Raw genomic sequence first — 26,194 nt, forward strand, 5'->3', positions numbered from 1 at the left:
CGTACACGACGGCGACGGTCAGCCCCGTGCTCGCGCCGAGCCCGGCCGCGCCGAAGGCCCAGGCGGTGACGCCCTCCCTGGGACCCCAGCCGCCGATGTTCAGCGGCAGTCCCATGGCGATCAGGGCCAGCAGCGCGATGGGCAGCAACCGGGCGACGGACGCGGCGGATCCGGCGACCCGCGCGGCGACCAGGAACATCGCGAGGTGTCCGGCGAGCACGACGCACGACGACAGCAGGACGCCGGGCCAGTTGCGCCGGTCGAGCAGTGCGCTCCGCGCCTCGGTGAGCGCGGCGCGCAGGGCCCGGCCCCGACGGGACGGGCGGGGCGCGCGGCCCATCCGGATGGCCGCCACGATGGCGAGCGAACCGAGTGCGGCGAGCCCCAGCAGCTCGGCCAGATGGCGGCTCTGGGCCAGCACCGGTGACGGCTGCGTGAGCAGGACCGGTACGCCGATCGCCACCAGGGCGATCTGGCCGGCGGTCCGTTCGAAGATCACCGCGCGGACGCCGCGGCCGAGGTCACCGGTGCTCTGCCCGTGCCGTACCGCGCGATGGACGTCGCCGACGACACCGCCGGGCAGCGCCGCGTTGAGGAACAGGGCACGGTAGTAATCGGCGACGGCGGGGCCGAGCGGCAGCCGGATGCCCAGTCCCCGGGCGACGAGGCACCAGCGCCAGGCGCTGAACACGGTGGTCAGCAGGCCGATGCCGAGCCCGATCAGCAGGGTCGGGGCGTCGATCCGGCGCAGCCCGTCGAGGAAGACACCGGTGCCGAGGCGCCACAGGAGCACGCCGAGGATGACGGTGCCGGCGACGGTCCCGAAGTGCTTACGGACCGCCCGCGATGCGAACCGGGCACGCAGCCGGGTGGCTCGCGAGGTGCGGGGCGACGCGACGGGCGACACGGTCACGGAGGTCGCGCCGTCCTTCGGTCGTGCGGGTTCCGGCGGCCGCACCGTGGTGAGCTGCGCGGCGTCGGTCATCAGCGGCCCCGCATCCGCCGGCGCCGTCATGACGCCCCGCCCGCCGGCCTCGGCAGTGCCAGCAGGTCCATGTGGTGCACGACCACCCGCAGTTCGCCCGCGGCGCAGGCGGCCAGACGGCGCTGCAGATACGTATCCGCACGCTCCGCCAGCTCCGGTCGCTGCTCGACGGCCGCCCCGACCCAGCCGCGCAGCCACTCCGCCGCCAGTTCACTTTCCTGGGCGCCGAGTCGCCAGGCGCTCGGGTTCACCCGTACGGTCGCGCCCAGCCGCCCGAAGGCCTCGCAGGCCGCGTTGATCGCGTCGGGTCCGAGGAGGTCGCCCCGCCGCTGGTGGGTGTTGAAGGCCTCGCCGATCTCCGCGTCCATCGGGTCGGCCGGGGTCAGTTCCACCCGTCCGACGACGGAGAGCGTCAGCAGCGCCGGGCAGCCCGCGCCGACGCAGGCCTCGGCGAGCGTGTCGATCTCGTCGGGGGTGAGGACGTCGAGGAGCGCGGAGGCGGTCACCAGCGAGGCACCGGCGAGGGCGTCCGGGGTGAGCCGCCCGATGTCGCCGCGCTGGGTGGTCACCGTGACGCGGCTGCCGTCGGCGGCCGCCCGGGGCGCGCCCACGGTGGCGAAGTGCAGCAGATACGGGTCGCGGTCGTGCAGGACCCAGTGCTGGGCGCCGTCGAGCCGGGGTGCCAGCCAGCGCCCCATGGAGCCGGTGCCGCAGCCGAGGTCGTGCACGACCAGGTCCCTCGGCCGCCCCGGCCGGTTCGCCAGCCGGATCCGCAGCGGGTCGAGCAGGTCGTGGGCCCGCGCGGCGGCGTCGGCGGGCTCGCGCAGTTGGAGCCACTGGGGGGCGTAGCGCGGCACCTCGGGGTCGGCGCCCGCGGGCGCCGGAATCGCCGGCAGCGGGGCGGGCCCGGAGGCCGGGTCGGTGTCAGCCGCTCCCGTGGCCGTACTTCCGGGGGACCCTGTCGGGGTGGTGCTCATGCTCATGCCGCCCTCCGGGACGTGTCGGGCAGCCGGGACAGTACGCCCGCCAGGCTGCGGGCGGTCGTCGCCCAGCCGTCCAGCGCGGCCCGCCGCCCGCGCGCGGCCGCCTTCAGCCGGCGCCGTACATCGGCCTCGCCGAACCAGCCGCGCAGTTCCGCGGCGAGCGCCGCCGGATCCTCCGGCGGTACGAGGATGCCGGGCACCCCGCCGTCGGGCGCGCGCCCGACCGCTTCGGGAACCCCGCCGACGTCGGTGGCGAGGACGGGGATGCCGCGGGCCAGGGCTTCGGTGACGGCCATGCCGTATGTCTCGGCGTACGAGGCGAGGACCATGAGGTCGGCGGCGGCGTAGCTCGCGTCGAGTTCGGCGCCCGCCTGGGGTCCCGCGAGGTGCAGCCGGTCACCGAGGCCGTGCTGGTCGATCAGGGCGCGGAGCCGTGCGACGTACTCGGGGTCCTGTCCGAGCCCGCCGACGAACGAGCAGGTCCAGGGCAGGTCGGTGACGGTCGCGAGGGCCTCGATCAGCCGGTGCTGTCCCTTGCGCAGCGTCACCGCGGCGACGCACAGCAGCCGGGAGACGCCGTCGGTGCCGGAGGCGAGGGGGGCGATGTCGGCGCCGGGGGCGGCGGCATGGACGCGGTCGGGGGCGAGCCCGTGGTGGGAGACGAGCCGGCGGACCGCCCAGTCGCTGGTGGCGACGACCGCGGACACGGCACGCAGGGTCGTGCGCTCCAGCCGGTCGAGTTCGGCGGCGACGGCGGGGTCGAGCCCGGTCTCGTCACCCAGGGGAAGGTGCACCAGTACGGCCAGACGCAGCCGTTCGGCCTCGGGCACGACGATCTCGGGCACTGGGCAGGCGACGAGTCCGTCGAGCAGGACGACCGTGCCGTCGGGCAGTTCCCGCAGCGTACGGGCGAGTTCGGCGCGGGCGTCCGCGCCGGGCCGGGGCCAGCTGCCGTCGACCAAGTGCTTGTGGACCTGCCAGCCGAAGCCGGGCAGGTCGAGGCAGATCCGGCGGTCGTAGGCGTTGCCGCCGCTCGGCATGGCCGGGTCGTCGACGCCGCCGGGCATCACGAAGTGGGCGGTGCGCAGGGACATGGGGATGATCTCGGCGTTCTTGAGAGCCGCGTGCTGCACGGGCACGTAGTTCAGGGCTGCCTGGTCGACGACCTTCGCGGCCGTCTCGCGGGCGGTGTTCATGGTGTTCGTCGATGTCCGCTCGACGGTCGTGTCAGTCACAGAGCACGCTCGTAACTCGCCCAGGCGATGTGCGACTCGTGCAGCGTGACCGAGATGCCCGCCAGGCCGCGGGCGCCCTCGCCCAGCGCTCCCTTGTGCACGCGCTCGGCGAGCCGGTCGGCGATGACCTTGGCGAGGAACTCCGTCGAGGTGTTGGTGTGGGCGAAGTCGGGCTCGTTGTCGAGGTTCCGGTAGTTCAGCTCGCTCACCACACCTCCCAGCTCCTGTGTGGCCAGTCCGATGTCGACGACGATGTTGTCGTCGTCCAGCTCGGCGCGGCGGAAGGTGGCGTCCACGAGGAACGTCGCTCCGTGCAGACGCTGCGCGGGTCCGAAGACCTCGCCGCGGAAGCTGTGGGCGATCATGATGTGATCGCGGACGGTGATGCTGAACAACGGACGACCCTCCAGGTGCGGTGCGTCTGACTCCCCTGCCGGGGCATGCCGTGTAGTACGGCTGACCCGTACGCCTTGTTCATCTGCTCGTTCTCCTTGTTTCGAAGGTTCCTCATGAATCCTTGTGCGGATCCGATGCGGCTTCGCTCCGGGGACGGGCAGCTCGCGTGGGGGTCAGCCGGCGTCGTACAGAACTCGGTGGCACAACCCCGCAAGCTCACCACTGGCAAGCCGTGGCAGCACGTCGGGGAGTTCTTCGAAGGCGCACTCGCCGGTGACGAGCGCGTCGAACGCGGGTTCGGCGAGCAGTTCGAGGGCGAGCGCGAGCCGGTCGGCGTACGTGCGTCCGGGGCGCCCGGACGGCGACACGGTGCCGACCTGGCTGCTGCGCACGACGAGCCGCCGGGAGTGGAAGGCCTCGCCGAGCGGCAGGCTGACGCGCCGGTCGCCGTACCAGCTCATTTCGAGGACGGTCCCCTCCGGGGCGAGGAGTTCGAGGGACCGGGTGAGCCCCGCCTCGGTGGCGCTGGCGTGCACCACCAGGTCGCACTCGCCGAGGGCGTCCTCGGGCAGGGCGAAGCCGACGCCGAGCGCGCGGGCGATGTCGGCGCGCGCCGGGTCGGCGTCGACGAGCTGGACGCGGACGCCGGGAAAGCGGGCGAGGAGCGCGGCGACGGAACAGCCGACCATGCCGCCGCCGACCACGGCGATGCGGTCGCCGACGAGGGGCGCGGCGTCCCACAGCGCGTTGACGGCGGTCTCGACGGTGCCGGCGAGGACGGCCCGGGCGGCGGGTACGGCATCCGGGATGACAGTGACCGCGGAGGCGGGGACGACGTACCGGCTCTGATGCGGATAGAGGCAGAAGACGGTCCGCCCGACGAGCTCCCGCGGCCCGTACTCGACCGTTCCGACACTCAGGTAGCCGTACTTCACCGGCGCCGGGAAATCGCCTTCCTGGAAGGGCGCTCGCATGGCGGCCTGTTGGCTCTCGGGTACGCCACCGCGAAAGACGAGGGTCTCCGTGCCGCGGCTGACGCCCGAGTAGAGCGCGCGCACGAGCACCTCGCCGTCGGCGGGCTTGTGCAGCTCCACGTCCCGCAGCTCGCCGTGTCCGGGCGAGCGCAGCCAGAAGGCGCGTCCTGTGAGTTCCATATGCGTCCTCCTGAACGATCGGGCGGCCCGCCACGTACGCAGCTATGCGAAGCCGCGCACAAGGTACGCGGCCTTGATCCAATCTGTCACTTGGCCGGAGGGTGAGCGGTGGCCCTGAACCACACATACGACGCGAGGCTTTTGCAGCAGGAGACGACCGTGGGAGCGGGCGTGCAGATCCTGTTGCTGGCCTTGTTGGGCTCGGCGATCGGGATGGGCCCGGCGGGCTGGCTGACGGGCCTGGCGTTCGCGCTCGCCACCTGGGCGGTCCTGACCCGCGCCGTGCTCCGCTCGCGTCTGCGGTCGTTCGGCCTGGCCAACCGGGTGACGCTGGGACGCGCGACGCTGGTCGGCGGCGTCACGGCCCTGGTCGCGGACTCCTTCGAGAGCTCGCCCCCGATCACGCTCTTCGTCGGGCTGACGGCGGTGGCCCTGATCCTCGACGGCGTGGACGGCAAGGTGGCCCGGCACACGGGCACGTCGTCGGCGCTGGGGGCACGGTTCGACATGGAGGTCGACGCGTTCCTGATCCTGGTGCTGAGCGTGTACGTGTCGATGTCGCTGGGTCCCTGGGTCCTGCTGATCGGGGCGATGCGGTACGTGTTCGTGGCGGCGGCGCGGGCGATGCCGTGGCTGAACGGGGAGTTGCCGCCGAGCACGGCGCGCAAGACGGTGGCGGCGCTGCAAGGGGTCGTGCTGCTGGTGGCGGGGGCCGGGATTCTCCCGCAGGCGGTGACACTCGGGGCGGTGGCGCTGGCTCTGGGGTCGCTGGTGTGGTCGTTCGGGCGGGACATCGGGTGGCTTTGGCGGACGAACGCCCGTACGGCGTGACCCGGGGACGGCGGCCCGGCCCGAGGATCGGCGCCCGCGGCCCTCTCGGGTTTTCCGCCGGGCGCATACCGCGGACCACGGCGTTCACGACGGTCGGGACGGCCCCGCCCGGTTGCGGGCGGAGCCGTCGTCATGGCTAGCGGACCGGTGTCCGCCGGGACGCCGTGCTCAGTGCCGGGGCGTAGCCGGCGGGCCGGGTGGTGAAGGTTCCCCGGCCCCGGGTGCGGCCGCGCAGCCGGGTCGCGTAGCCGAACAGCTCGGCCAGCGGCACGGTGGCCGTGATCACCGACGCGCCCGCTCGCGTCGTCGAGTCCGAGACCCGGCCGCGCCGCGCCGCCAGGTCACCGAGTACCGCGCCCACGGCGTCGTCGGGCGCGGTGACCGTCACTTCCGCCACCGGTTCCAGAAGGAGCATCGCGCTGGCGCGCAGTGCCTCCCGGAGCGCGAACCGGCCCGCCGTCCGGAACGCCATCTCGGAGGAGTCCTTCGGATGGGTCGCTCCATCGGTCAGGACGACTCTCAGCCCGGTCACCGGGTGACCGCCGAGCGGGCCCTCGGCCAGGGCGTCCCGGCAGCCGGCCGCCACCGCCCGGACGTACTCCTGCGGCACCCGCCCGCCGACGACGGCCGAGCGGAACTCGAAGCCCCCGTGGCCGCCGTCGGCGGCGGACTCCAGCGGCTCCACGTCGAGGACGACATGGGCGAACTGGCCGGCGCCGCCGTCCTGTTTGACATGGCGGTACACGAGCCCGGACACGCCGCGGGCGACCGTCTCCCGGTAGGCGACCCTCGGCCGGCCGACATTGACGGCCGTTCCCCGGTCGCGCCGGATCTTCTCCACCGCCACCTCCAGATGCAGCTCGCCCATGCCCGACAGCACGGTCTGGCCGGTCTCGGGGTCGGTCCGCACCACCAGCGAGGGATCCTCCTCGGCCAGGCGCGCCAGCGCCGAGGCCAAGCGGTCGGTGTCGGTGCTGCTGCGCGCCTCGACCGCGACGGAGACGACGGGATCGGCGACGGTCGGCGGTTCGAGGACCAAGGGAGCCGCGGGTGCGCACAGGGTCGACCCGGCGCGGGCGGTCTTCGGCCCGACGACGGCCACGATGTCCCCGGCGACCGCCCGGTCCAGCTCCGTGTGACGGTCGGCCTGGACACGCAGAATCCGGCCGATCCGCTCGCTGCGCCGCGCGCCGGTGTCCAGCACGGTCTCTCCTTTCCCGATCGTTCCCGAGTACACACGCAGATACGTCAGCCGCCCTGTCGCGGTCGCGGTCACCTTGAACACCAGGGCCGCGAACGGCGCCGCCGGGTCGGCGGCCCGTTCCCGCACCGCGCCGTCCTCGGTGCCGCGTACGGCCGGTACGTCCAGCGGCGAGGGCAGGTAGGCCACGGCGGCAGCCAGCAGCGGTTCGATGCCGCGATTGCGGTAGGCGGAGCCGCAGAGCACGACCACGCCGTCCCCGGTACGGGTCAGGTCGCGCAGCGCGCGGGTGAGGGTCTGTGCGGAGACCGTCGCCTGCGCGCAGAACTCCTCCAGCGCGACGGGATGGAGTTCCGCCACCGCTTCCTCCAGCTGCCGTCGGCGCCGGTCCGCTTCGTCCCGCAGGGCGTCCGGCACCGGCCCCTCCTCGACGGTGTCCCGCCCGTCGGCCCAGAGCAGCGACCTCATGCGCACCAGATCCACCACTCCCCTGAACCCGTCCTGGGTGCCGATCGGCAACTGGACGACGAGCGGGGCCGGATGCAGCCGCTGCCGGATCGACTCGACCGCCGTGTCGAGGTCCGCACCGGCGCGGTCCAGCTTGTTGACGAAGGCGATCCGGGGCACCCCGTGGCGATCGGCCTGCCGCCATACGGACTCGCTCTGCGGCTCGACGCCCGCGACGGCGTCGAACACCGCGATCGCGCCGTCGAGTACGCGCAGGGAGCGCTCCACCTCGTCGGAGAAGTCGACATGCCCGGGGGTGTCGATCAGATTGATCCGGTGGCCGTCCCAGTCGCAGCTCACCGCCGCCGCGAAGATGGTGATCCCGCGGTCGCGTTCCTGGGGATCGAAGTCGGTGACGGTCGTGCCGTCATGGACCTCGCCGCGTTTGTGGGTGGCGCCGGTGAGATAGAGGATCCGCTCGGTGACGGTGGTCTTCCCCGCGTCGACGTGGGCGAGGATGCCCAGGTTACGGACGGCGGTCAGGGGGCTGTTGGGGTGACGGTGCGAGTCGGTACGCACGGCGCATGGCCTTTCGGGACGGTCGGGAACGACCAGGTGATCCAGAACGGGGCAGCGCGATTTCCGGGCGACACGGGCCTGCTCGGCTCGCCGACGGGCGGCCGGCACACAGGAGTTGTCGCGTGCGAGGGGCCCGGCGAGGTCAGGTGTTCGTCACGGACATCCGGTGGCGGCCGCGCAGCCGGCACCGGGCGGACGAAGACACGAGGATCACCTCGTACTGCGACCGGGGAACGACGACAGCGATGCGGTACCGCACGGCCGGGCTCCCCTCACTCGTCATGGCGCACGCCGCGACGTGTTGTCGGCGGCGCGCGGTTCGTGGCGAGTGTAGGGAACCCGGCGTGCGCGGGGCACCGGGTTTTTCTCCACGTCAGTGGCGCGCGCTCGGCGTGACGACTCCCGGTCCCACGCCTGACGTCGCGTCAGGAGCACATGTGACCCTCGTCGTTCACTTCTTCTGCTCGACGCGCACCCAGTCCACCTCCGCCTGCACTCCCCCGGCCGCGACCTTGTCGACGCTGGTCTGCGGCAGGCCCCAGTAGGGGCTGGTGACCTGGTTCCAGCCCGCCGGGTACGCGCCGCCGAGGGCGAGGTTGAGGATGACGTACTGGTTGTGGTCGTAGACCCACTGTCCGCGGGTCGATTCGAGCTTGTTGCGGGTCGTCTCCTGCACGAGACGGTCGTCGACCGTGAAGCGCATCGTGGTCGGCGTCCACTCCACCGCGTAGGTGTGCCAGTGGTCGGCCGTGCCGCCCCCCGGGTATGTCTGGCGGGCGCCTATGTTGCCGTCCGCCGAGTAGCCGGGGCCGTGCAGGGCGGAGCTCGTCCAGTCCGAGTAGCCGATGTTCTCCATGATGTCGGTCTCACCGGAGGCGGGCCAGGACACGGACGGATCGTCCACGTTGCTGCCCAGCAGCCAGAACGCGGGCCAGAAGCCGTCGCCGACCGGCAGTTTCATACGGGCGCTGACCCTTCCGTACGTGAAGTCGAACCTGGTGTTGGTGTCGACGCGTCCGGAGGTGAAGTCGTAGGTGCCGCCTCCCGCCCGGGTGCAGCCCTTGCAGTACTTGGCCCGCAGGACCAGGTTCCCGTTCTCGGTGCGGACGTTGTCGGTGGAGTCCACGTACGCCTGCGACTCGCCGTTGACCGAGCCCATCTCGGTGCCGGTGCGCACGACACGCCACTTGGAGCGGTCGAGGGCGGCCGTGGTGAAGTCGTCGAAGAACGCGGTCTGGTACGTGCCCGACTGCTCGCCCGGGAGTGCGGGATAGGCCGCGGAGGCGCTGCCGCCGGTGCCCCAGACCTGGAACTCGTAGAGGGAGTAGCCGAATTGGGCCGTGGCGGGTGCGGGGTTGTAGAAGGAGCGGCGCTCCTTGCCGAGCATCCGTACATAGCGGCCGGTGGCGGGCTGCGACAGCGTCACCGTGTCGTGCCGGCCCGTCGCGTCGCCGGGTGACTTGACGTCCGCGCGGCGGGCGGCGATCTCGGCGGCGGTCGGCTGGTGGACCGTACGCCAGGTGCGGTTGTCGTCCGAGACCTGGATCTGGTAGTCGACGGCGTAGGCCGCCTCCCAGTACAGGTCGACGGTGTCGATCCGCGAGGTCGCGCCCAGGTCCACCGAGACCCAGCGGTCGGCGTTCCAGTCGCTGGACCATCTGCTCGCGTCGTCCTTGAAGTTGGCGGGCCATCCGCCGTCGGTGACGAAGGCGGGTGAATTGCCGGCGTGCTGGTAGAAGTTGGAGTAGGCCGGGTGGTTGAGGGCGAGGTTGGTGCGGGTCGTCGACGCGGGGGCGGGTTCACCGCCGTAGACCTTGAAGGAGTAGAGGGAGTAGCCGTAGGGCGTGGCGCGTTCGACGCCGCGCATCCGGACGTAGCGGCCCGTCACCTCCTGTGGGTAGGTGTGCGCGGTGACGGAACCTCCGGTGCCGGCGGTCTCGGTGTAGAAGGGGGCCCAGTCGGTGCCGTTCTTCGACACCTCCAGGACGTATCTCTTGCCGTACGCGGTCTCCCAGTCGAGGACGACTCTGTCGATGCGGAGGGTGGTGCCGAGGTCGAGGCGGATCCACGCGTCGTCGGCGAAATTGCTGGACCAGCGCGTCGAGGCGTTGCCGTCGAAGGCGAGGCCGGGCGCGGTGCCGCCGTTCTCGCTGCCGGAGGCGGTGACCGCGGCCGGGTTCGCGGCGTAGGCGGCGGCCGCCCGGTCGGCGTCCCAGGCCGCGGCGGCGGTGGCGGTGGCTTGCGGTACGGGCGCGGCGAGCGCCGGGCCCGTGGACAGCAGCGCCACCGACGCGACGGTGGCGAGGGCGGTCAGCAGCGTGCGGGGGGTACGGGATGGCATACGGCTCTCCTCGGCGAGGTGTGGGGTGCCCGTGCCGTGCTGTGCTGTGCCGGTGTGCTGACGTGCTTGTAGTGATGTCCCTGTGTGATGTGTCTGCGAGCTGATGTGCCTGCGTGCTGATGTGCCCGTGCGTGATGTGCCCGTGTGCCCTCGTACGCCGGTGGGCGCGGGCTCCCGCGCCCGCGCCCACCGCGGGGCCGCGCGTCAGGCGGCCCGGCGCGCCCGGCCCCGGTGGGTGCGGACGATGTCCGCGTAGCGATGGCCGGTTCCCTTGATCGTCCGGACCTGGGTGCGGTAGTCGACGTGGACCAGGCCGAAGCGCTTGTCGTAGCCGTACGCCCACTCGAAGTTGTCGAGCAGCGACCACGCGAAGTAGCCGGCCAGCGGCGCGCCCTTGCGGGCCGCGGAGGCGCACGCGGCCAGGTGGCGTACGAGGTAGTCCTGGCGTTCGGGGTCGTCGACGGTGCCGTCGGGGCGTACCACGTCGGGGAAGGCGGAGCCGTTCTCGGTGACGTACAGCTTGCGGGGCCCGTACTCGTGGGTGAGGCGCAGCAGCAGGGTCTCGATGCCGGTGGCGTCGATCTCCCAGTCCATGCCGGTGCGCGGGACGCCGAGCCGGCGGACCGAGCGGACACGCGGAGCCGGTCCGGTGGGGTCGTCGGCGACGGTGGCCGGGAAGTAGTAGTTCAGGCCCAGCCAGTCGAGCGGCGCGGCGATCGTCGCCAGGTCTCCCGGCTGCTCGGGCAGTTCGACGCCGTACACCTCGCGCATGTCGGCCGGGAAGCCGCGGCCGTGGACCGGGTCCAGCCACCAGCGGTTGACGTGGCCGTCCATGCGGCGCGCCGCCGCGACGTCCTCGGGGCGGTCGCTGGCGGCATGGATGGTGGAGAGGTTGTTGACGATGCCGACCTCGGCGGCCGGGGCCGCGGCGCGGATCGCCTGGGCGGCCAGGCCGTGCCCGAGGAGCAGGTGGTACGAGGCCCGGATCGCGGCGGTCAGGTCGGTGAGGCCGGGGGCCATCTTGCCTTCGAGGTGGCCGATCCAGGCGGAGCAGAGAGGTTCGTTGAGGGTGGCCCAGTGGGTGACGCGGTCGCCCAGGCGTTCGGCGACGACCGCTGCGTACGCGGCGAAGTGCTCGGCGGTCGCCCGTTCGGGCCAGCCGCCGCGGTCCTGGAGGACCTGGGGCAGGTCCCAGTGGTAGAGGGTGACGGACGGGGTGATGCCCGCTTCCAGCAGACCGTCGACCAACTCGTCGTAGAAGGCGAGGCCCTTGGCGTTCACCGGCCCGTCGCCGCCCGGGATCACCCGCGGCCAGGCGACGGAGAGCCGGTAGGCGTTGGTGCCGAGTTGCTTCATCAGCCCGATGTCCTCGCGCCAGCGGTGGTAGTGGTCGCAGGCGACGTCGCCGTGGTCGTTGTTGTCGATCTTGCCGGGGGTGTGCGAGAAGGTGTCCCAGATCGACGGCGAGCGGCCGTCCTCGGCGACGGCTCCCTCGATCTGGTACGCCGCTGTGGCCGTACCCCACAGGAAGTCGTGCGGGAGTGCGGCGAGGTCGATGGTCACAGGATTCCCTTCGGAATGGGGGGAGTCGGTCACTTGACGGCTCCGGCCGTCAGCCCGGCGACGAGATAGCGCTGGAGGAGCAGGAAGCCCGCGACCACGGGAACGCTGACGACGAGCGAGGCGGCCATGATCTGGTTCCAGTACACGTTGTTGAGCGTGGAGTAGCCCTGGAGTCCGACGGCGAGCGTGCGGGTGGTGTCGTTGGTCATCACCGACGCGAACAGCACCTCGCCCCAGGCGGTCATGAAGGCGTAGACGGCGACCGCGACGATGCCGGGGATCGCGGCCGGCACGACGACCCGCAACAGCGCGCCGAGCGGTCCGCAGCCGTCCACCAGCGCCGCCTCGTCCAGATCGCGCGGCACCGAGTCGAAGTACCCGATCAGCATCCAGATCGAGAACGGCAGCGAGAAGGTGAGATACGTCAGGATCAGCCCGCCGCGCGAGCCGAACAGGGCGATGCCGGTGGAGTTGCCGATGTTGACGTAGATCAGGAACAGCGGCAGCAGGAAGAGGATGCCGGGGAACATCTGGGTGGACAGCACGGTGACCGTGAAAACGCGCTTGCCCCGGAAGTCGTAACGGCTGACGGCGTACGCGGCGAAGACCGCGATCACCACCGAGCAGACCGTCGCGGCGCCCGCCACGATCAGCGAGTTCACGAAGTACCGCGCGAGCGGGACCGTGGACCAGATGTCGATGTACGGGCGGATCGTCAGGCTGCTCGGCAGCCACCGGAACTTCCCCGAGACGTCCGCGAGCGGCTTCAGGGAGCTGGAGACCATGACGTACACCGGCAGCAGGACGAAGCCGGTGAGCAGGGTGAGGAAGATCCGGCGGGACCAGAGGAAGGACCGGGGCGGAGCCATCGGCGAGCGGGCCGTCGAAGAGGTGCTAGACATCGGCCGTCTTCCTTCCTCGGGAGGTCAGCAGGAGGTAGACGCCCGTCACGACGAGCAGGAAGAGCAGCAGCAGGACGGACATGGCGGAGCCGGTGCCGAAGTTCCAGGTGACGAACGACGCCTGGTAGATGTGGACCGAGATGAGGTCCGCGGCCTCCGGCGCCGTCCTGCCGAACAGGACGTACGGCGTGTTGAAGTCGTTGAACGTCCACAGGAACAGGACCAGGACCAGGACCTGGTTGACCGGGCGCAGTGACGGCAGGGTGATGCGGCGGATCTGCTGCCACAGGCCGGCCCCGTCGAGGGCGGCCGCCTCGTACAGCTCGCCCGGGATGTTCTGCAGGCCGGCCATGACGATGAGGAAGGCGAACGGCCAGCCCTTCCACACGGACACGGTGAGCAGCGCGACGAAGCTGTTGTCGCCGATGAGCCAGAAGGACGGCTTGTCGGTGAGGTGCAACTGGTCGTGCAGGACGTGGTTCACCAGGCCGTTGTCGTGCTGGAACATGAAGACCCAGGTGATGACGGCCGCGTACACGGGCAGCGCGTACGGGACGAGGAACAGGGCGCGCAGCAGGCCGCGGCCGCGGAAGGTGTCCTGCATGTAGATCGCGGCCGCCGTGCCGATCAGCCAGCACAGGCCGACGGACAGCAGGGTGAAGGCGATGGTGACGAGGAACGAGTGGAGCAGCGCCTCACCGACGGGCGCGTCGAAGTCCACCGACACCTGGTAGTTGTCGAGGCCGGACCAGGGCGCGGTGCCCCAGTCGCGGATGTAGAACTGCGTGAGCTCCTTGAAGCTCATCACGATGCCGATGACCATCGGCACCAGGTGGACCAGGAGTTCGAGGAGCAGGGCGGGCAGAAGCAGCAGGTAGGGCAGTCCGATGCGCTTGATCCGCCCGGTGCGGCGCGGGCCGCGCGCCGCACCGGGGGAGTTCTTGCGCACCGTCCGCTCGCCGGACTCGGCGGAGGCGGTCGTGGTGGTCATGACGGTCTCTGCACTCACTTCTTCGGCATCTGCTGCTGGGCCTTCTCGAGCTTGGCCTTCACCGACGCCGTGGTCACCGCGCGTCCGGCGGCCGCGTCGGCGAACAGTTCCTTGACGGCCGTACCGATGGCCGTCTCGAACTGGGACTCGTCGGCGACCTGCGGAAGCGCGACGGCGCTCTTGGCGAGGGTGTCCTTCAGGACCGCGTTCGCCGGGGTGTTGAAGGCGGCGTCCGCTTGGGCGGTCTTGACCGGCGGGATCGTGCTGTACGCCGTGTTGAGGATCTTCTGCTCCGCGTCGCCGGTCATGAACTTCACGAACTTCGTGGCGCCGTCGAGGTTGTGGGTGTTCTTGAAGACGGCCATGTTGATGCCCGCGACCATCGAGTTGACGTTGGTGCCGCTTCCCGGGGTGCCGGACTGCACGGGCATCGGAGCGATGCCGTACGCGTCGTCGCTCATGCCCTGCGACTTGAGGTTGGAGGACGCGGACTGCCACAGCAGCATCGCGTTCTTGCCCTTGGCGAAGTCGCTCACGGACTGGTTCTGCGCGTACTCGGCGTTGCCGGGCGCGATGATCTTGTCCTTCGCCATCAGGTCGACGTACTGCTTGACCGCCGTGACCGCGCCGTCGGAGGTGAAGTCGGGCTTGCCGTCGGCGGTGAAGAAGTCGGCGCCGTGCTGCTTGGCGAAGACGAAGGTGTGGTGGATGTTCTCGGACGGGTTCGAGCCCTCGGCTCCGAGGCCCCATGTGCCGCCCTTGGAGAGCTTCTTGCCGTCGGCGATCAGCTCGTCCCAGGTGGCCGGCGGCTTGGCGATGCCCGCGTCGGCGAACAACTTCTTGTTGTAGTAGAGCGCGTACGCCATCGAGTACAGCGGCACCGCGGCCGGGTCCTTGCCCTGGGCGCCGGTCGAGCCGAGGGCCGAGTCGACGAACCGGTCCTTGCCGCCGATCTTGTCGAAGTTCTTGGCGTCCCACGGCAGCAGCGCCCCGGTGGCCTGGAGGGAGGCGCTCCAGGTGTTGCCGATGTTCAGCACGTCGGGGCCCTGGCCCGACGTGGTCGCGGTCAGGATCCGGTTGAGCAGATCCGACCAGGGCACGACCTCCAACTTCACCTTGATGCCCGTCTGCTCCTCGAACTTGTCGAGTTCGGGCTGGAGGACCTTTTTGTCCACCGCGATGCTGGCGCCCTGGTTGGAGGCCCAGTACGTGAGCGTCTTGGGCGAGTCGTTGGATCCCCCGCCGGTCGACGAACCGCCTCCGCAGGCCGAGGCGGCAAGGGCGAGAGACATGGTGACGGCGCCTACGGCCGCGGCTCGGATGCTGCGCATGGCTCCAGGTGTCCCTTTCCGGGAGTCGAGAACCCGAGGCAGCTCCGGAACGACACCCCGTTCGACTTCCGAAGCCCCTCATGGCTTAATTTAGAACGTGAGTTAAACCTCGAGAGAAAGAAGCGTCAAGAGATCCGGCACGGGTATCTTGCCGAGCGACGTAGGAAAATCAGGAGGTCAGGTGGCAGCGCGCAACGGCCGGACGGTCCATGACCTGCGACGGGAGAACCGCACCGCCGTTCTACAACGGTTGTATTTCGACGGACCGATGAGCCGCCACTCGCTCGCGCCCGCGACCGGGCTGAGTTCGGGTTCCATCAGCAACGTCGTCGCCGAACTGCTGGCCGACGGTCTGGTGGAGGAGGCGGGCAGCGTCGGCTCCGACGGCGGCCGCCCGCGCACCCTGCTGCGCGTCGTCCCCGGCAGCGGGCACATGATCGGCGTGGACGTCGGCGAGACCCGGGTGCGCGTGGAGCTGTTCGACCTCTCCCTGGCGGAACTCGCCCGCACCGAACGCCCGTTGGCGCACAAGGGCCGGCAGGCGTACGACGTGGGCGTCATCGTCGGTCACATCCGCGACGGCGTCGCCGAGGTCCTCGCGGCAGCCGGGATCACCGCCGGCGAACTCCTCGGCGTCGGCATCGGCGTGCCCGGCATCGTCGAGCGTTCCGGCGAGGGCGGCGCGGTCGTCCACGGTCAGACGATCGGCTGGGACGCCGTCCCGCTGGAGCACATGCTGCGCCTGTCGGGTCAACTCCCCGAGCATGTGCCGTACTTCATCGACAACGGCGCCAAGACGCTGGGCCAGGCGGAGATGTGGTTCGGCGCCGGACGCGGCGCGCACAACGCCGTGGTGGTGCTCTTCGGATCCGGTGTCGGCGCCTGCGTGGTCACGGACGAGGTGGAGCACGGCCGGGCGGTCGAATGGGGCCACCTCACCGTACGGGTGCAGGGGCGGCGGTGCCGCTGCGGGGCGCTGGGCTGCCTGGAGGCGTACGCGGGCGCCGAGGCGCTCCTCGCGCGCTGGCAGGAGGCGGGCGGGCAGCCGCCGTACGACACCGACGAGGAGACCGCGCTGACGGCGATGCTGGCGGCGGCCTATCCCGAGGACGGCCGTGCGCCGGACCCGGTGGCGGCGGCCGTCCTCGCCGAGACCGCGGAGTATCTGGGCGCGGGCCTGTCCGACCTGATCAACCTCTTCCAGCCCGAACGCATCCTCGTCGGCGGCTGGGCCGGCCTCCAACTCGGCTCGCGGTTCCTGGAGTCGGTACGCACCCACGCCCTCGCCTACGCACTGCGGTACCCCGCCGGACGCGTCGGCATCGAGCTGGGCAGGCTCGGGCCGGACGCGGTGACCGTGGGCGCCGCGATCCTGCCGCTCGCCGACTTCTTCGCCCACGGCGGCCGCCGCGCACCCGCACCCGACGCACCCGTGCCGTCTCCTGCGTGGCGTACGTCGCTGGACGGGCGCCTGGCGTAACGCGCTGGGCGGGCGTATGTCGCTGGGCGGGCGCCTGACGCAACGCGCAGACCGAACGAACGCCGCTGGGCGCGCAGCCTGACGCAACGCACCGGATCAGCGGCTTCTTTCGCGCACCTCTTGAACACAAGGATCGCGGTACCGGATGCGCCGCACACCTCTCATTACCTGCCCAACTAGCCCCAAATGACCGCCGGTTGACGGTTATTCTTCAACAACACGCGGGACTCCGGTCCCAACTCTTGACGCGTCGTTCACGCGGATGAAGCATTCAACGGCGAGAGAGCGCTCCCTCCTCCCCCTCGTCGTTCATTTCCTGAACCAGGAGAGTGCCCGCATGTCCCCTGCCCCCACAGGTTCTTCGGCGGAGCGGCCTTCCATAGCCCGCCGGACGGTGCTCGGCGCCGCTGCCGCCGCCGCTTCCGCGCCCGCGCTGCTCGGCCTGTCCACGCCGGCCTCCGCCGCCCCCTCCTCCGCCGCCCCGCGCGCCCTGCCGGGCGGTGGCGACCTCGGCCCGAACGTCATCGTCTTCGACCCGTCCACGTCCGGCATCCAGGCCAAGCTGGACGAGGTGTTCCGGCAGCAGGAATCGGCGCAGTTCGGGACCGGCCGCTACGCCCTGCTGTTCAAGCCGGGCACCTACAACGGGCTCAACGCCCAGCTCGGCTTCTACACGTCCATCGCGGGCCTCGGACTGTCCCCCGACGACACGACGATCAACGGCGATGTCACCGTCGACGCGGGCTGGTTCAACGGCAACGCCACCCAGAACTTCTGGCGTTCGGCGGAGAACCTCGCACTGGTCCCCGTCAACGGCACCAACCGGTGGGCCGTCGCGCAGGCGGCGCCGTTCCGGCGCATGCACGTCCGCGGCGGCCTCAACCTCTCCCCCAACGGCTACGGCTGGGCGAGCGGCGGCTACATCGCGGACAGCCGCATCGACGGCCAGGTCGGACCGTACTCGCAGCAGCAGTGGTACACCCGCGACAGCGCGATCGGCAGCTGGCTCAACGGCGTCTGGAACATGGTGTTCTCCGGCGTCGAGGGCGCGCCGGCACAGAGCTTCCCGAACCCGGTGTACACCACGCTGAACACCACCCCCGTCTCCCGGGAGAAGCCGTTCCTGTATCTGAGCGGCAGTGAGTACCGGGTCTTCCTGCCGGAGAAGCGGACCAACGCCCGGGGCGTGACCTGGGGCAACGGCACACCAAGAGGCACCTCGCTGCCCCTGTCCCAGTTCTACGTCGCCAAGCCGGGTGTCTCCGCGGCCACCCTCAACCAGGCGCTCACACAGGGACTCCACCTGCTGCTGACCCCGGGGATCTACCACGTGGACCAGCCGATCCAGGTGAACCGCGCGGGCACCGTCGTCCTCGGCCTCGGTTACGCCACGCTGATCCCCGACAACGGCGTCACGGCGCTGAAGGTCGCGGACGTCGACGGCGTACGGCTGGCCGGCTTCCTCATCGACGCCGGCCCGGTCAACTCCGCCACCCTGCTGGAGGTCGGGCCGCGGGGCGCGAGCACGGACCACTCCGCCAACCCGACCACCGTGCAGGACGTGTTCGTCCGCATCGGCGGGGCGGGCGCGGGCAAGGCCACCACCAGCATGGTGATCAACAGCCGCCACACGATCGTCGACCACACCTGGATCTGGCGCGCCGACCACGGGACCGGCGTCGGCTGGGACACGAACCGGGCCGACTACGGCATCGTCGTCAACGGCGACGACGTGCTGGCCACGGGCCTGTTCGTGGAGCACTTCAACAAGTACGACGTCCAGTGGTACGGGCAGCGGGGCCGCACCATCTTCTTCCAGAACGAGAAGGCGTACGACGCCCCGAACCAGGCCGCGATCCAGAACGGCTCCGTCAAGGGCTACGCCGCCTACAAGGTCGGCGACGCGGTGACCACGCACGAAGGCTGGGGACTCGGCAGCTACTGCTACTACAACGTCAACCCGTCCATCGTGCAGCACCACGGCTTCTCCGCCCCGAACACACCGGGCGTCAAGTTCCACGACCTGCTGGTCGTCTCGCTCGGCGGCCAGGGCCAGTACGAGCGCGTCATCAACGAGACGGGTGCGCCGACGTCGGGCACGTCGACCATACCGTCGACGGTGGTGTCGTATCCCTGATGCCGCCGCGCCGTGTGCGGGCCGGGTCCGTCCCCGGCCCGCACACGAGGCGATCAGCAGGTGGGCACGCCGGGCAGCCAGGCCGGGCCCTTGATGTAGATGTTCGTCAGCCAGGAGCCGTCGGTGAGCTTGGACCAGGCGTCGTTGGTGTAGCCGTCGGCCGTCACCTCCTGGGCATGGGCCTGGCACACCACGTTGACCGTGGTCGGCTGCGCGAAGTAGTCGACCACACCGGCGTTGACGTGGGGTTCGCTGTGCGTGCGCACTCCGGTTCCCCAGGTCTGGAACGCCTTGCTGCCGCTGGTGGGCGGCGGCGTGGTGCTGCCGCCGCAGTCCGGCACGCCGGGCAGCTCGGCCGGGCCCTTGATGTAGACGTTCGTCAGCCACGAGCCGTCGGCCAGTCTGGACCAGATGTCGTTGGTGTAGCCCTCCGCGGTGACGGTCTCGGCGTGCTGCTGGCACTGGACCGAGACCTGGGTCGGACCGGCGAAGGTGTCGACGACGGAGGCGCTCACGCTCGGCGTGGAGTGGGTGCGCACACTGGTGCCCCAGGTCTCGAAGGTCGTACCGCCGTTCGCGGGCGGCGGCGGAACGGTGCCCGAGGGGTTGATCCGGATCGCTCCCGCGTAGTCGCCGCCGGTGCGGGCGGGGGCGACCCTGATGTGGGTGCCCGACTCGTACGCCTCGACCATCTGCCCGCCGCCCAGATACATGGCGACGTGATGGATGTGACCGCTCCCCCAGAACATCAGGTCACCGGGCAGCAGCGGACCGGTTCCCTGCCCCGCCGAGAAGCGGGCGGAGGCCTGCGAGCTGTGGAACTGGTCGTTGGACGTGCCGTTGAGCAGGTCCTTGCCGGTCGCCCGGTAGTACGCGTAACGGACCAGGCCCGAGCAGTCGAAGCCCTTGCGCTCGCCGTCGTGGAGGCTGTCCGGGTCCACGCCGTCGTAGTAGCCGTACGTGGCGCCGGGCGTGGCGCCGTGGCCACCGCCCCAGCTGTACCAGACGCCGATCTGGGCGCAGGCGGCATCGACGGCCGCCTGCGCCGTGGCCGAGGCACCCGGCGCCAGCACACCGCAGGTGGCGTCCCGGGCCGCGGCGGGTGGGACGGAGACGGCCGCCTGGGCCGTGGAGGGAAGGAACGCGGTGAGGGCCACCGCCACGGCGGTCACGACCGCCCGGCCGATGACCCGGCGCATGGTGCTGATCTTCAAGGAGTACATCCTTTGTCGACGGTGCGTCACCGAGGAAACCGGTGACGGAAGGTGGCGATATGCGCGAGAGAGGAGTGACCCACGTCACTTTCTGGAATTCGGATGGTCCATGCCCGTGCCGCGCCCCCTCCCCTGCAAGGGGCGCGGCACGGGCGGCTCTTCACGGGAGACGGCGTCGTCGCCCTCTGTTCCGCAGGCGCCGAGCGCGGCGCGCATCTTGGCCAGCGCCCGCATCCGGTTGCGCTGGACGGTGCCGCGGTGGGCGCCGAGCCGCTCACCGGCCGTGTCGTGGCTGAGGCCCTCCAGGTCGATGAGGATCACCGCGGCCGCCTCCTTCGGCGACAGCACGCGCAGCAGCGCGAGAGCCGTGGCGGACGCCTCGTACGAACCGAGGCCGCCGTCCCAGCCCGCCTCGGGCAGCCGGTCCGTGGTGCGCTCGCGGCGGGAGGGGTGCACCCATGAGTCGCGGAGCAGGTTGAAGGCGACGGCGCAGGTGTACGCGTACGGGTGCTGCTGACGTGCCAGGGTCTGTGCGCGGGCCCGGCGCGAGAGCCGCAGGTAGGTCTCCTGCAACAGATCGTCGGCATCGTGCGCGTTGCCGGTCATCGCCAGCAGCCGCCGGCGCAGCCGCGGCATGGCTTCGGTGAAGGACGCGTCGAACTCCCGCGGGCTCATACGGTCGCCCTGGTACGGGACCGCCGCACACGTGACGTCGCTGGTCTCCATGCTTCTTCTCCCCGTTCTTTCCGCTGTGCGGTTGATCTGGTTCGCCTGTGCTCGCGCTCCCGGCGTCGCCTTGTGCTCGCGCACCCCCCGGCTGGTCGCGCCTGCCGGTGCGCGGCACGTCATGCCGTCGGTGTCGAGCCGCCCGCCCGGAGCCCGGGCGGCGCGGTGGGGCCGTAGCGGGCGGCGGGCGCCCGGCGCAGCAGGGCCCAGTACCGGTCGCCGTACGACCAGTGCCACCACTCGGTGGGGTAGTTGACGAACCCGACCGCCGTGAGGGCCCTGTCCATCACGGCCCGGTTGGCGCGTGCCTCGACGCTGATGTTCGGAGCCGCGGTGCGGCAGGCGCCTTCGCTTTCCTCCGGGGTGGCGTTGACCTCCGTGCCGAGCGGCAGCTCCGTGCCGTCCGCACCGCACAGCGTCAGATCCACGGCTCCGCCGCTGACATGCGGTGCGACCTCCGGCGGCGATATGTACGCGCTCGTCAGCTCACGGATCCGGTCGGGCGCCTCGTCCGGGTGGGCCGCGCGCATCGTCGCCGCGTACTCCTCGAAGTAGCGTCGCTGGAGCTGCGGCGGCCGGTACCCCTCCAGCACCAGGAACCGGACCCCGGTGGGCAGCAACCGCTGTGCCTGGAGGAGCCGCCGCAGTGCGCCGGCCCGCAGATGGGCGTAACTGCCGTCGTGGTCCGCCTGTCGCGCGTCGAGTCGCAGCTCGGCGACCTCACGCAGATCGACCAGTGGTTCACCGCATTCGTCCTCGGCGACGCCGGCGACTCGGGCGTCCGAGAGCGGGATGATTTCTGTCACGCGACGAGCGTGGCCCAGGGCCCTGCAATTGCTCTGCAGGTTCTCTGCAAGGAGCGGGACAGGGCATCTCCAGAGGGCCGAGGCGGCACGTCAACGGCGGGACGGCCCGCGGACGGTCCTGGGGCTCACCTCGTCCTACACGCCTTTGTCCGCGCGCTCCCGCGCCTCCCGGCTGTCCAGCGCGCGGAAGGTCTCCAGCGCCTGCGCGCGGGCTGCCCGCGCCGCCTGTTCGTCGCGCGCGACGCCGACACCTCGGCCAGGTCCCAGGCCGTACGGGCCCCCCACAGCGGAAGGTCCAACGCCTCCCAGGCCGCCAGCGCCCGCTCCAGTGGCTCCCGCGCGCGCTCGGTCTCGCCGGCCGCCAGACACCACTCACCCAGGGTGCGCAGCACGAGTGCCTCACCGAACCGGTCCTGGCGCTCGCGGGCCACCTCCAGACACCGGCCGAGCCGCTCGCGTGCCTTCTCCAGGTGGCCCCGGCGCAGCTCCACCTTGGCCAACGACTGCTCGGTGTACATCACGCCGAAGGTGTCCTGGAGACCGACGAAGATCCGCAGCGCCTCGTGCAGCAGCCGCTCGGCGTCCGCCCACGCGCCGTCCGCCCGACGGCACAGGGCCAGCGAACGCAGGGTGAGGGCCTCGCCGTGCCGGTCGGACGCGGTGCGGTACAGACCGAGAGCCCCCGACAGGGCCTCCCAGGCCTGCGCCCCACGCCCCTGCTCACGGTGCACGTAGCCGATTCCGTACAGCACGCGCGCCCTGGCGCCGACGTCGTCGGTCTGCTCGTACCGCTCCAGTGCGGAACTCAGCAGCTGCAACGCCTCCGCGAAGCGGGCCTGTTCGCGTCGCGCGGAGCCCATTCCGGCGAGGGAGAGGGCCGCCCCTCGCGGCACGTCGCCGCGCTCGTCGAACAGGCGCAGCGCGTCGGCGAAGTAGGCGTACGACTCCTCGAACTTGTCCTGTTCGTAGCGCAGTTGACCGAGGCCCGTGAGCAGCCACGCCTCGCCCTCGGTGTCCCCGCCGCGGCGTACCGCCTCGAGGGCCGCGGCGTGCGAGCGCGACCAGGCGTCGAACTGGTTGTACAGCACGGCCGAACTCGCTATCAGCGCACCGGCGAGATCCCGGGCCGCACGGGCCATCCCTTGGTCGGCGCAGTGGACCACGGCCGCCAGCAGACAGGCCTGCTCGGCGGCGAACCAGGCCGCGGGCCGGTCCAGCAGTCCCTCTTCCGTCTCCTGGTCGAGCAGTCGTAAGGTCCCCGGCTCGGGAAAGTACCGGGCCGCTCCCCCGGGCCCCCGGGCCGCCGCTCCCTTGGCCAGCCCCAGCCAGCAGGCCACCAGCCGCAGCACCGCCGCGGCACCGCCGCGGCACGCTCTTCGGCGCTCTCCTCGGACAGACATCGTTCCCGGGCGTGCTCGCGGGCGAGGTCGTGGATGCGGTAGCGGTTGCGGCCGGTCCCGTCCACGCCGAGCACATCGATGAAGTGGCAGTCCACCAACCGCTCGACGGCTTCCTCGGCCTCCTCCGTTCCTATGTCCAGCAGGGGTGCGGCGATCCACGCGGCGAAGTCGGGCAGCTCCATCAGCGCCAGCCGGCGCAGTGCCCGACGCTCCTGCGGATCGAGGTCCGCGTAACCCAGTTCGAGACTGGTACGTAACTCCAAATCCCCCGCGCGCAGTTCGTTGAGCCGTCGCCGCTCGTCACGCAGCCGCCCCGCGAGGCGGCCGGGAGCCCAGTGCGGGCGCGCCGCGAGCCGGGCACCGGCGATGCGTACCGCCAGCGGCAGCCGTCCGCACAGGGTGACGATCTCCGCCACCTGGTCCGGCTCGGACCGCGTCCGCTCCTCCCCTGCCACCCGCTTCAGCAGTTGCAGCGCCTCCGGCTCGTCCGGCACGGTCAGATCCAGATGTGCCGCGCCCTCCAGCGCCACCAGCCGTCGTCGGCTGGTGACCAGGACCGCGGAACCGGGGCCGGGCGGCAACAGCGGCCGCAGATGCGTCTCTCCCGCCGCGTTGTCGAGGATCAGCAGGATGCGCCGGTGTGCGACGTGTGTGCGGTACAGCCCGGTCAGGTCGTCGATTCCGTTCGGCGACGTCTCCGGATCGATGCCCATGGCCCGCAGCAGTCTGGCGAGCGCGTCGGCGGGCTGCAACGGCGCGGTGTCCGAGGCGCGCAGGTCCACGAACAGCCTGCCGTCGGGGAAGAGTTCGGCGGTCCGGTGGCCGACGTGCACGGCGAGGGCGGTCTTGCCCATCCCCGAGCGTCCGGAGATCACCCCGATCGGCGGAGCGGTCCTGGTGGTGTTGTTGACTCCGTGGAGCAGCGAGGTGGCCCAGGCGATCTGCTCCGTCCGTCCCACGAAGTCAGCCACGTCGGGGGGCAGATGGGATGGGGCGGGGGCGGGCCGGCCGGTCGGCTCGGGGCCGAACCTGGTGGGGGCGGCGATCCGGTGCGTGCTGTCCTGGGCGTACGGGATTCGGGGAGGGGCCGAGGAGGTTGCGGCCGGTCCTGCCGCGACGGCCTTGGCCTTCCGGCCGGCGCCGACGCCGGTCCCGAGGCCGGTGCGGACGCCGGTCCCGAGGCCGGTGCCGGTGCCGGTGCCGGTTCCCAGCCGCTCGCTGTCGTTGGTCAGCACAGCCTGGTGCAGGGCGCGCAGCTCGGGCCCGGCGTCGATGCCCAGTTCGCGACGGAGGACCTCACGTCCCTCCTGGTACGTGCGCAGTGCGTCAGAGATCCGGCCGGTACGGAACAGCGCGGTCATCAACTGTCCGCGCGGTCGCTCCCGGAGCGGATGGGCGGCGACATGCGCGAGGAGGGGTGCGATCGTCTCGTCCTCGCGTCCGAGCGCCAAACGCAGACCGAAGGACTCCTCCTGGGCCACCAGCCGCAGCTCCGCCAGCCGGGCGGCCTCGATCCGCGCGAAGGACTGGCCGAGCCCTTCGAGTGCCTCCTGCCCGCGCCACAGACTCAAGGCGTCGGACAGGATGTCGGCGGCCTCGCCCGGACGGTCGCGCGCGGCCGAACTCCGGCCCAGCGCGAGGAGTTCCTCGAAACGGCGGGCGTCGACCTGTGAGGGACTGAAGTCGGCGACATACCCAGGCGGCCGGGTCCGGATCACCGGAGCCTCGCTGACCCGTGCGAGCGCTCGGCGCACGGCGGAGACATGAGTGGCGACCAGCGCGGTGGCGGTGGCGGGCACCTGCTCGTCCCAGACGAAATCCACCAGTCGCTCGGTGGAGAGCACTTCGCCGAGATGGACGGTCAACGCGGCAAGCACGGCAAGGGGTCTGGCCCCGCCGAGCGGCGCCCGCCGGTTCCCCTGCCACACCTCCACCGGACCGAGCAGACGCACTTCGAACATCGTTCCCCGATCGCCGCATCGTCCGTCCCGCGGATGCAGGACAACGATATCGGCGAACGCCGACAGGACATGCCGAACTCCGGACCGCCCTGTCCGGTTCTAGACGGTCCGGCCCACCGGGCCGACCCCTGCTCAAAGCCTGGCGTCCGGGACATGTTCCGCAGTCGACCGCACTCCTTCTCCGGCGTCACTTGGCTGATTTCGGCGACACGGGCGGCGCCGCTCATGGGGAAGACGACAGGCGCGAGCCCGTTTGTATGACCGCGGGGACAGACCCGTCGTATGACCGCGGGTGCGAAGAAGATTCCCGCGTACGGCGAGTCATACGGAGGCACGGCTCGAGGCGTCAACGGCCCGACAGCATCACGCCGGACCGGTTGAAGCCCAGGGGGTATCTCGATGAAGCGCACCGACGCCCGGCACGGGAGGGCCGCAAGCCCGGCTGCCGCCCGTGACACAGCCGCCCCGCGGAGGCGATCGAGGCCGGGTCGGAGCGGTGTCTCTGTGCTCGCCGCGATGTGCGCGGTCGCCTCCCTCGCCCTGACCGGCTGCACACGGGACACCGACCGGCCCCACCCCACCTCCCCGGTCGCGAAAGCCGAACGCACCCGGCAGAGCCCGGAACTCACCTACGCCGAGGACCTGCGGATCTCGGACGCCGAACAGCACTTGGTCAAGCAGTGCATGGCGAGGCACGGTTACCGCTTCTGGGAGGAGCGGACGCTGACCCTGGAGGAGAGCCGGCCGGTCGGCTACGTCCAGGACGACGTCCGCTGGGCCCGCACACACGGGTACGGCAGCCGGATCATGGCGAAGGAGGACCGCGCCCGGCTCCGCAACCCCAATCTCGCCTACCGCGCGTCCCTTCCCACCGCCCGGCAGTCGACGTACGACACCGCGCTGGACGGCGGCCGGACAGCCACGCTGCTGAAGATCGAGGCACCCGGCGGCGGCACGATCACCAAGCGGTCCGGCGGCTGCACGGGCGAGGCCGAGAAGAAGCTGTACGGCGACCCGAAGACGTGGTTCCGGGCCGACTCGACCGTCAGCAACCTGCGCCCTCTGTACGTGGGCAAGCTGCTGCGCGACCAGGAGTTCAGCGGCGCGGTGAGGGACTGGTCACGCTGCATGCGGCGCGCCGGCCACCCCTACCGCGACCCGAACGAGGCACGTCAGGCGATGCGCGAGCACGGCACGCGACAGACCCGGGCCGCGGAGGCCAGGACGTTCGCGGCCGAGACCCGGACCGCGACCGCCGACGCCGGCTGCGCCCGCGCCGCCTCACTCAAGTCCATCGGCAAGGAACGCGAGGCCCACTACGTCGGCGAGTTGTCGGCCGAGTACGGGGACGCCCTCGACACCTACCGCCGTCTGAAGCGGGCCGCTCTCGCCCACGCCGAACAGATCGTCCCGGCACGAGCCTGACCTGCCCTGACCTGCCCTGACCTGCCGGGCCGCGAACCACCGTCAGCACCACCGGCACCGTCAGCACCACCGACACCGGCACCGGCCCTGCCCCGGCCGCCGTGCC

General features: G+C 71.4%; 19 protein-coding genes and 1 pseudogene. 4 read left to right on the plus strand and 16 right to left on the minus strand.

Translation table 11 applies throughout. From position 1 onward, the window contains the following. Window positions 1-28: 28 nt before the first annotated feature. From SAVERM_RS38845 to SAVERM_RS09480, 5 genes and pseudogenes are all read right to left on the minus strand, one after another. Window positions 29-1,015 (minus strand): annotated as a pseudogene (locus SAVERM_RS38845) (lysylphosphatidylglycerol synthase transmembrane domain-containing protein); the annotation flags it as partial. After that, window positions 1,012-1,968 carry a class I SAM-dependent methyltransferase gene (locus SAVERM_RS09465; RefSeq protein WP_010983233.1) on the minus strand — a complete coding sequence of 319 codons (957 nt, stop codon included), beginning with the start codon at window positions 1,966-1,968 and terminating at the stop codon, window positions 1,012-1,014. The gene SAVERM_RS09465 and the pseudogene SAVERM_RS38845, both read right to left, overlap by 4 nt. Then, complete coding sequence (locus tag SAVERM_RS09470) at window positions 1,965-3,164, minus strand: glycosyltransferase family 4 protein (RefSeq protein WP_037647561.1); 1,200 nt, start codon at window positions 3,162-3,164, stop codon at window positions 1,965-1,967. The genes SAVERM_RS09465 and SAVERM_RS09470 overlap by 4 nt, the downstream gene beginning before the upstream one ends. 35 nt (window positions 3,165-3,199) lie before the next feature. Further along, window positions 3,200-3,598, minus strand: a complete 399-nt coding sequence (locus SAVERM_RS09475) for a 6-pyruvoyl trahydropterin synthase family protein (RefSeq protein WP_010983235.1) — start codon at window positions 3,596-3,598, stop codon at window positions 3,200-3,202. A 174-nt stretch (window positions 3,599-3,772) separates the two neighbouring features. Beyond that, window positions 3,773-4,753, minus strand: coding sequence for a zinc-dependent alcohol dehydrogenase (locus SAVERM_RS09480; RefSeq protein ID WP_010983236.1), 981 nt, complete (start codon window positions 4,751-4,753; stop codon window positions 3,773-3,775). A 108-nt stretch (window positions 4,754-4,861) separates the two neighbouring features. Here SAVERM_RS09480 and SAVERM_RS09485 point away from each other — a divergent pair, with 108 nt between their 5' ends. Further along, window positions 4,862-5,584: a CDP-alcohol phosphatidyltransferase family protein gene (locus SAVERM_RS09485; RefSeq protein WP_010983237.1), complete on the plus strand. Its 723-nt coding sequence runs from the start codon at window positions 4,862-4,864 to the stop codon at window positions 5,582-5,584. A 136-nt stretch (window positions 5,585-5,720) separates the two neighbouring features. On the opposite strand, the gene fusA is transcribed toward SAVERM_RS09485, so the two are convergent. From fusA to SAVERM_RS09515, 6 genes are all read right to left on the minus strand, one after another. Further along, window positions 5,721-7,811 (minus strand): elongation factor G, encoded by a 2,091-nt coding sequence (gene fusA / locus SAVERM_RS09490; RefSeq protein WP_010983238.1) that lies wholly within the window; start codon window positions 7,809-7,811, stop codon window positions 5,721-5,723. A 451-nt stretch (window positions 7,812-8,262) separates the two neighbouring features. Next, a complete protein-coding gene (locus SAVERM_RS09495) occupies window positions 8,263-10,152 on the minus strand; it encodes a discoidin domain-containing protein (protein WP_010983239.1) in 1,890 nt (629 codons plus the stop codon). A gap of 204 nt (window positions 10,153-10,356) precedes the next feature. Continuing rightward, window positions 10,357-11,715, minus strand: coding sequence for a GH1 family beta-glucosidase (locus SAVERM_RS09500; protein WP_010983240.1), 1,359 nt, complete (start codon window positions 11,713-11,715; stop codon window positions 10,357-10,359). A 29-nt stretch (window positions 11,716-11,744) separates the two neighbouring features. Then, window positions 11,745-12,584, minus strand: a complete 840-nt coding sequence (locus SAVERM_RS09505; RefSeq protein ID WP_037647397.1) for a carbohydrate ABC transporter permease — start codon at window positions 12,582-12,584, stop codon at window positions 11,745-11,747. A 25-nt stretch (window positions 12,585-12,609) separates the two neighbouring features. Continuing rightward, entirely contained in the window at window positions 12,610-13,608 is a 999-nt protein-coding gene (locus SAVERM_RS09510) for a carbohydrate ABC transporter permease (RefSeq protein ID WP_010983242.1), read from the minus strand. 14 nt (window positions 13,609-13,622) lie between these two features. Next, window positions 13,623-14,939: an ABC transporter substrate-binding protein gene (locus SAVERM_RS09515; protein WP_010983243.1), complete on the minus strand. Its 1,317-nt coding sequence runs from the start codon at window positions 14,937-14,939 to the stop codon at window positions 13,623-13,625. A 181-nt stretch (window positions 14,940-15,120) separates the two neighbouring features. On the opposite strand from SAVERM_RS09515, the gene SAVERM_RS09520 reads away from it, so the two are divergent. Together SAVERM_RS09520 and SAVERM_RS09525 are read left to right on the plus strand one after the other, a co-directional pair. Continuing rightward, window positions 15,121-16,419 carry an ROK family transcriptional regulator gene (locus SAVERM_RS09520; RefSeq protein ID WP_010983244.1) on the plus strand — a complete coding sequence of 433 codons (1,299 nt, stop codon included), beginning with the start codon at window positions 15,121-15,123 and terminating at the stop codon, window positions 16,417-16,419. Window positions 16,420-16,756: 337 nt separating this feature from the next. Beyond that, on the plus strand, window positions 16,757-18,556 hold the full coding sequence (locus tag SAVERM_RS09525; RefSeq protein WP_010983245.1) for a hypothetical protein: 1,800 nt from the start codon (window positions 16,757-16,759) through the stop codon (window positions 18,554-18,556). Window positions 18,557-18,609: 53 nt separating this feature from the next. On the opposite strand, the gene SAVERM_RS09530 is transcribed toward SAVERM_RS09525, so the two are convergent. The 5 genes from SAVERM_RS09530 to SAVERM_RS09545 form a co-directional block, all read right to left on the minus strand. Continuing rightward, window positions 18,610-19,755: a C40 family peptidase gene (locus SAVERM_RS09530; protein WP_010983246.1), complete on the minus strand. Its 1,146-nt coding sequence runs from the start codon at window positions 19,753-19,755 to the stop codon at window positions 18,610-18,612. A 99-nt stretch (window positions 19,756-19,854) separates the two neighbouring features. Continuing rightward, on the minus strand, window positions 19,855-20,496 hold the full coding sequence (locus SAVERM_RS09535) for an RNA polymerase sigma factor (RefSeq protein WP_010983247.1): 642 nt from the start codon (window positions 20,494-20,496) through the stop codon (window positions 19,855-19,857). Between the two features lie 119 nt (window positions 20,497-20,615). Beyond that, window positions 20,616-21,302 (minus strand): M15 family metallopeptidase, encoded by a 687-nt coding sequence (locus SAVERM_RS09540; RefSeq protein WP_010983248.1) that lies wholly within the window; start codon window positions 21,300-21,302, stop codon window positions 20,616-20,618. Between the two features lie 125 nt (window positions 21,303-21,427). Further along, window positions 21,428-22,441, minus strand: a complete 1,014-nt coding sequence (locus tag SAVERM_RS44620) for a tetratricopeptide repeat protein (RefSeq protein WP_237528750.1) — start codon at window positions 22,439-22,441, stop codon at window positions 21,428-21,430. Beyond that, window positions 22,405-24,663, minus strand: coding sequence for an AfsR/SARP family transcriptional regulator (locus tag SAVERM_RS09545; protein ID WP_010983250.1), 2,259 nt, complete (start codon window positions 24,661-24,663; stop codon window positions 22,405-22,407). Before SAVERM_RS09545 ends, SAVERM_RS44620 begins: the two co-directional genes overlap by 37 nt. A 504-nt stretch (window positions 24,664-25,167) precedes the next feature. Here SAVERM_RS09545 and SAVERM_RS09550 point away from each other — a divergent pair. Then, window positions 25,168-26,088, plus strand: coding sequence for a hypothetical protein (locus tag SAVERM_RS09550; protein ID WP_242432228.1), 921 nt, complete (start codon window positions 25,168-25,170; stop codon window positions 26,086-26,088). Window positions 26,089-26,194 lie beyond the last annotated feature (106 nt).

This window comes from Streptomyces avermitilis MA-4680 = NBRC 14893 (assembly GCF_000009765.2).
In the GTDB taxonomy this organism is placed as follows: Bacteria; Actinomycetota; Actinomycetes; order Streptomycetales; family Streptomycetaceae; genus Streptomyces; species Streptomyces avermitilis.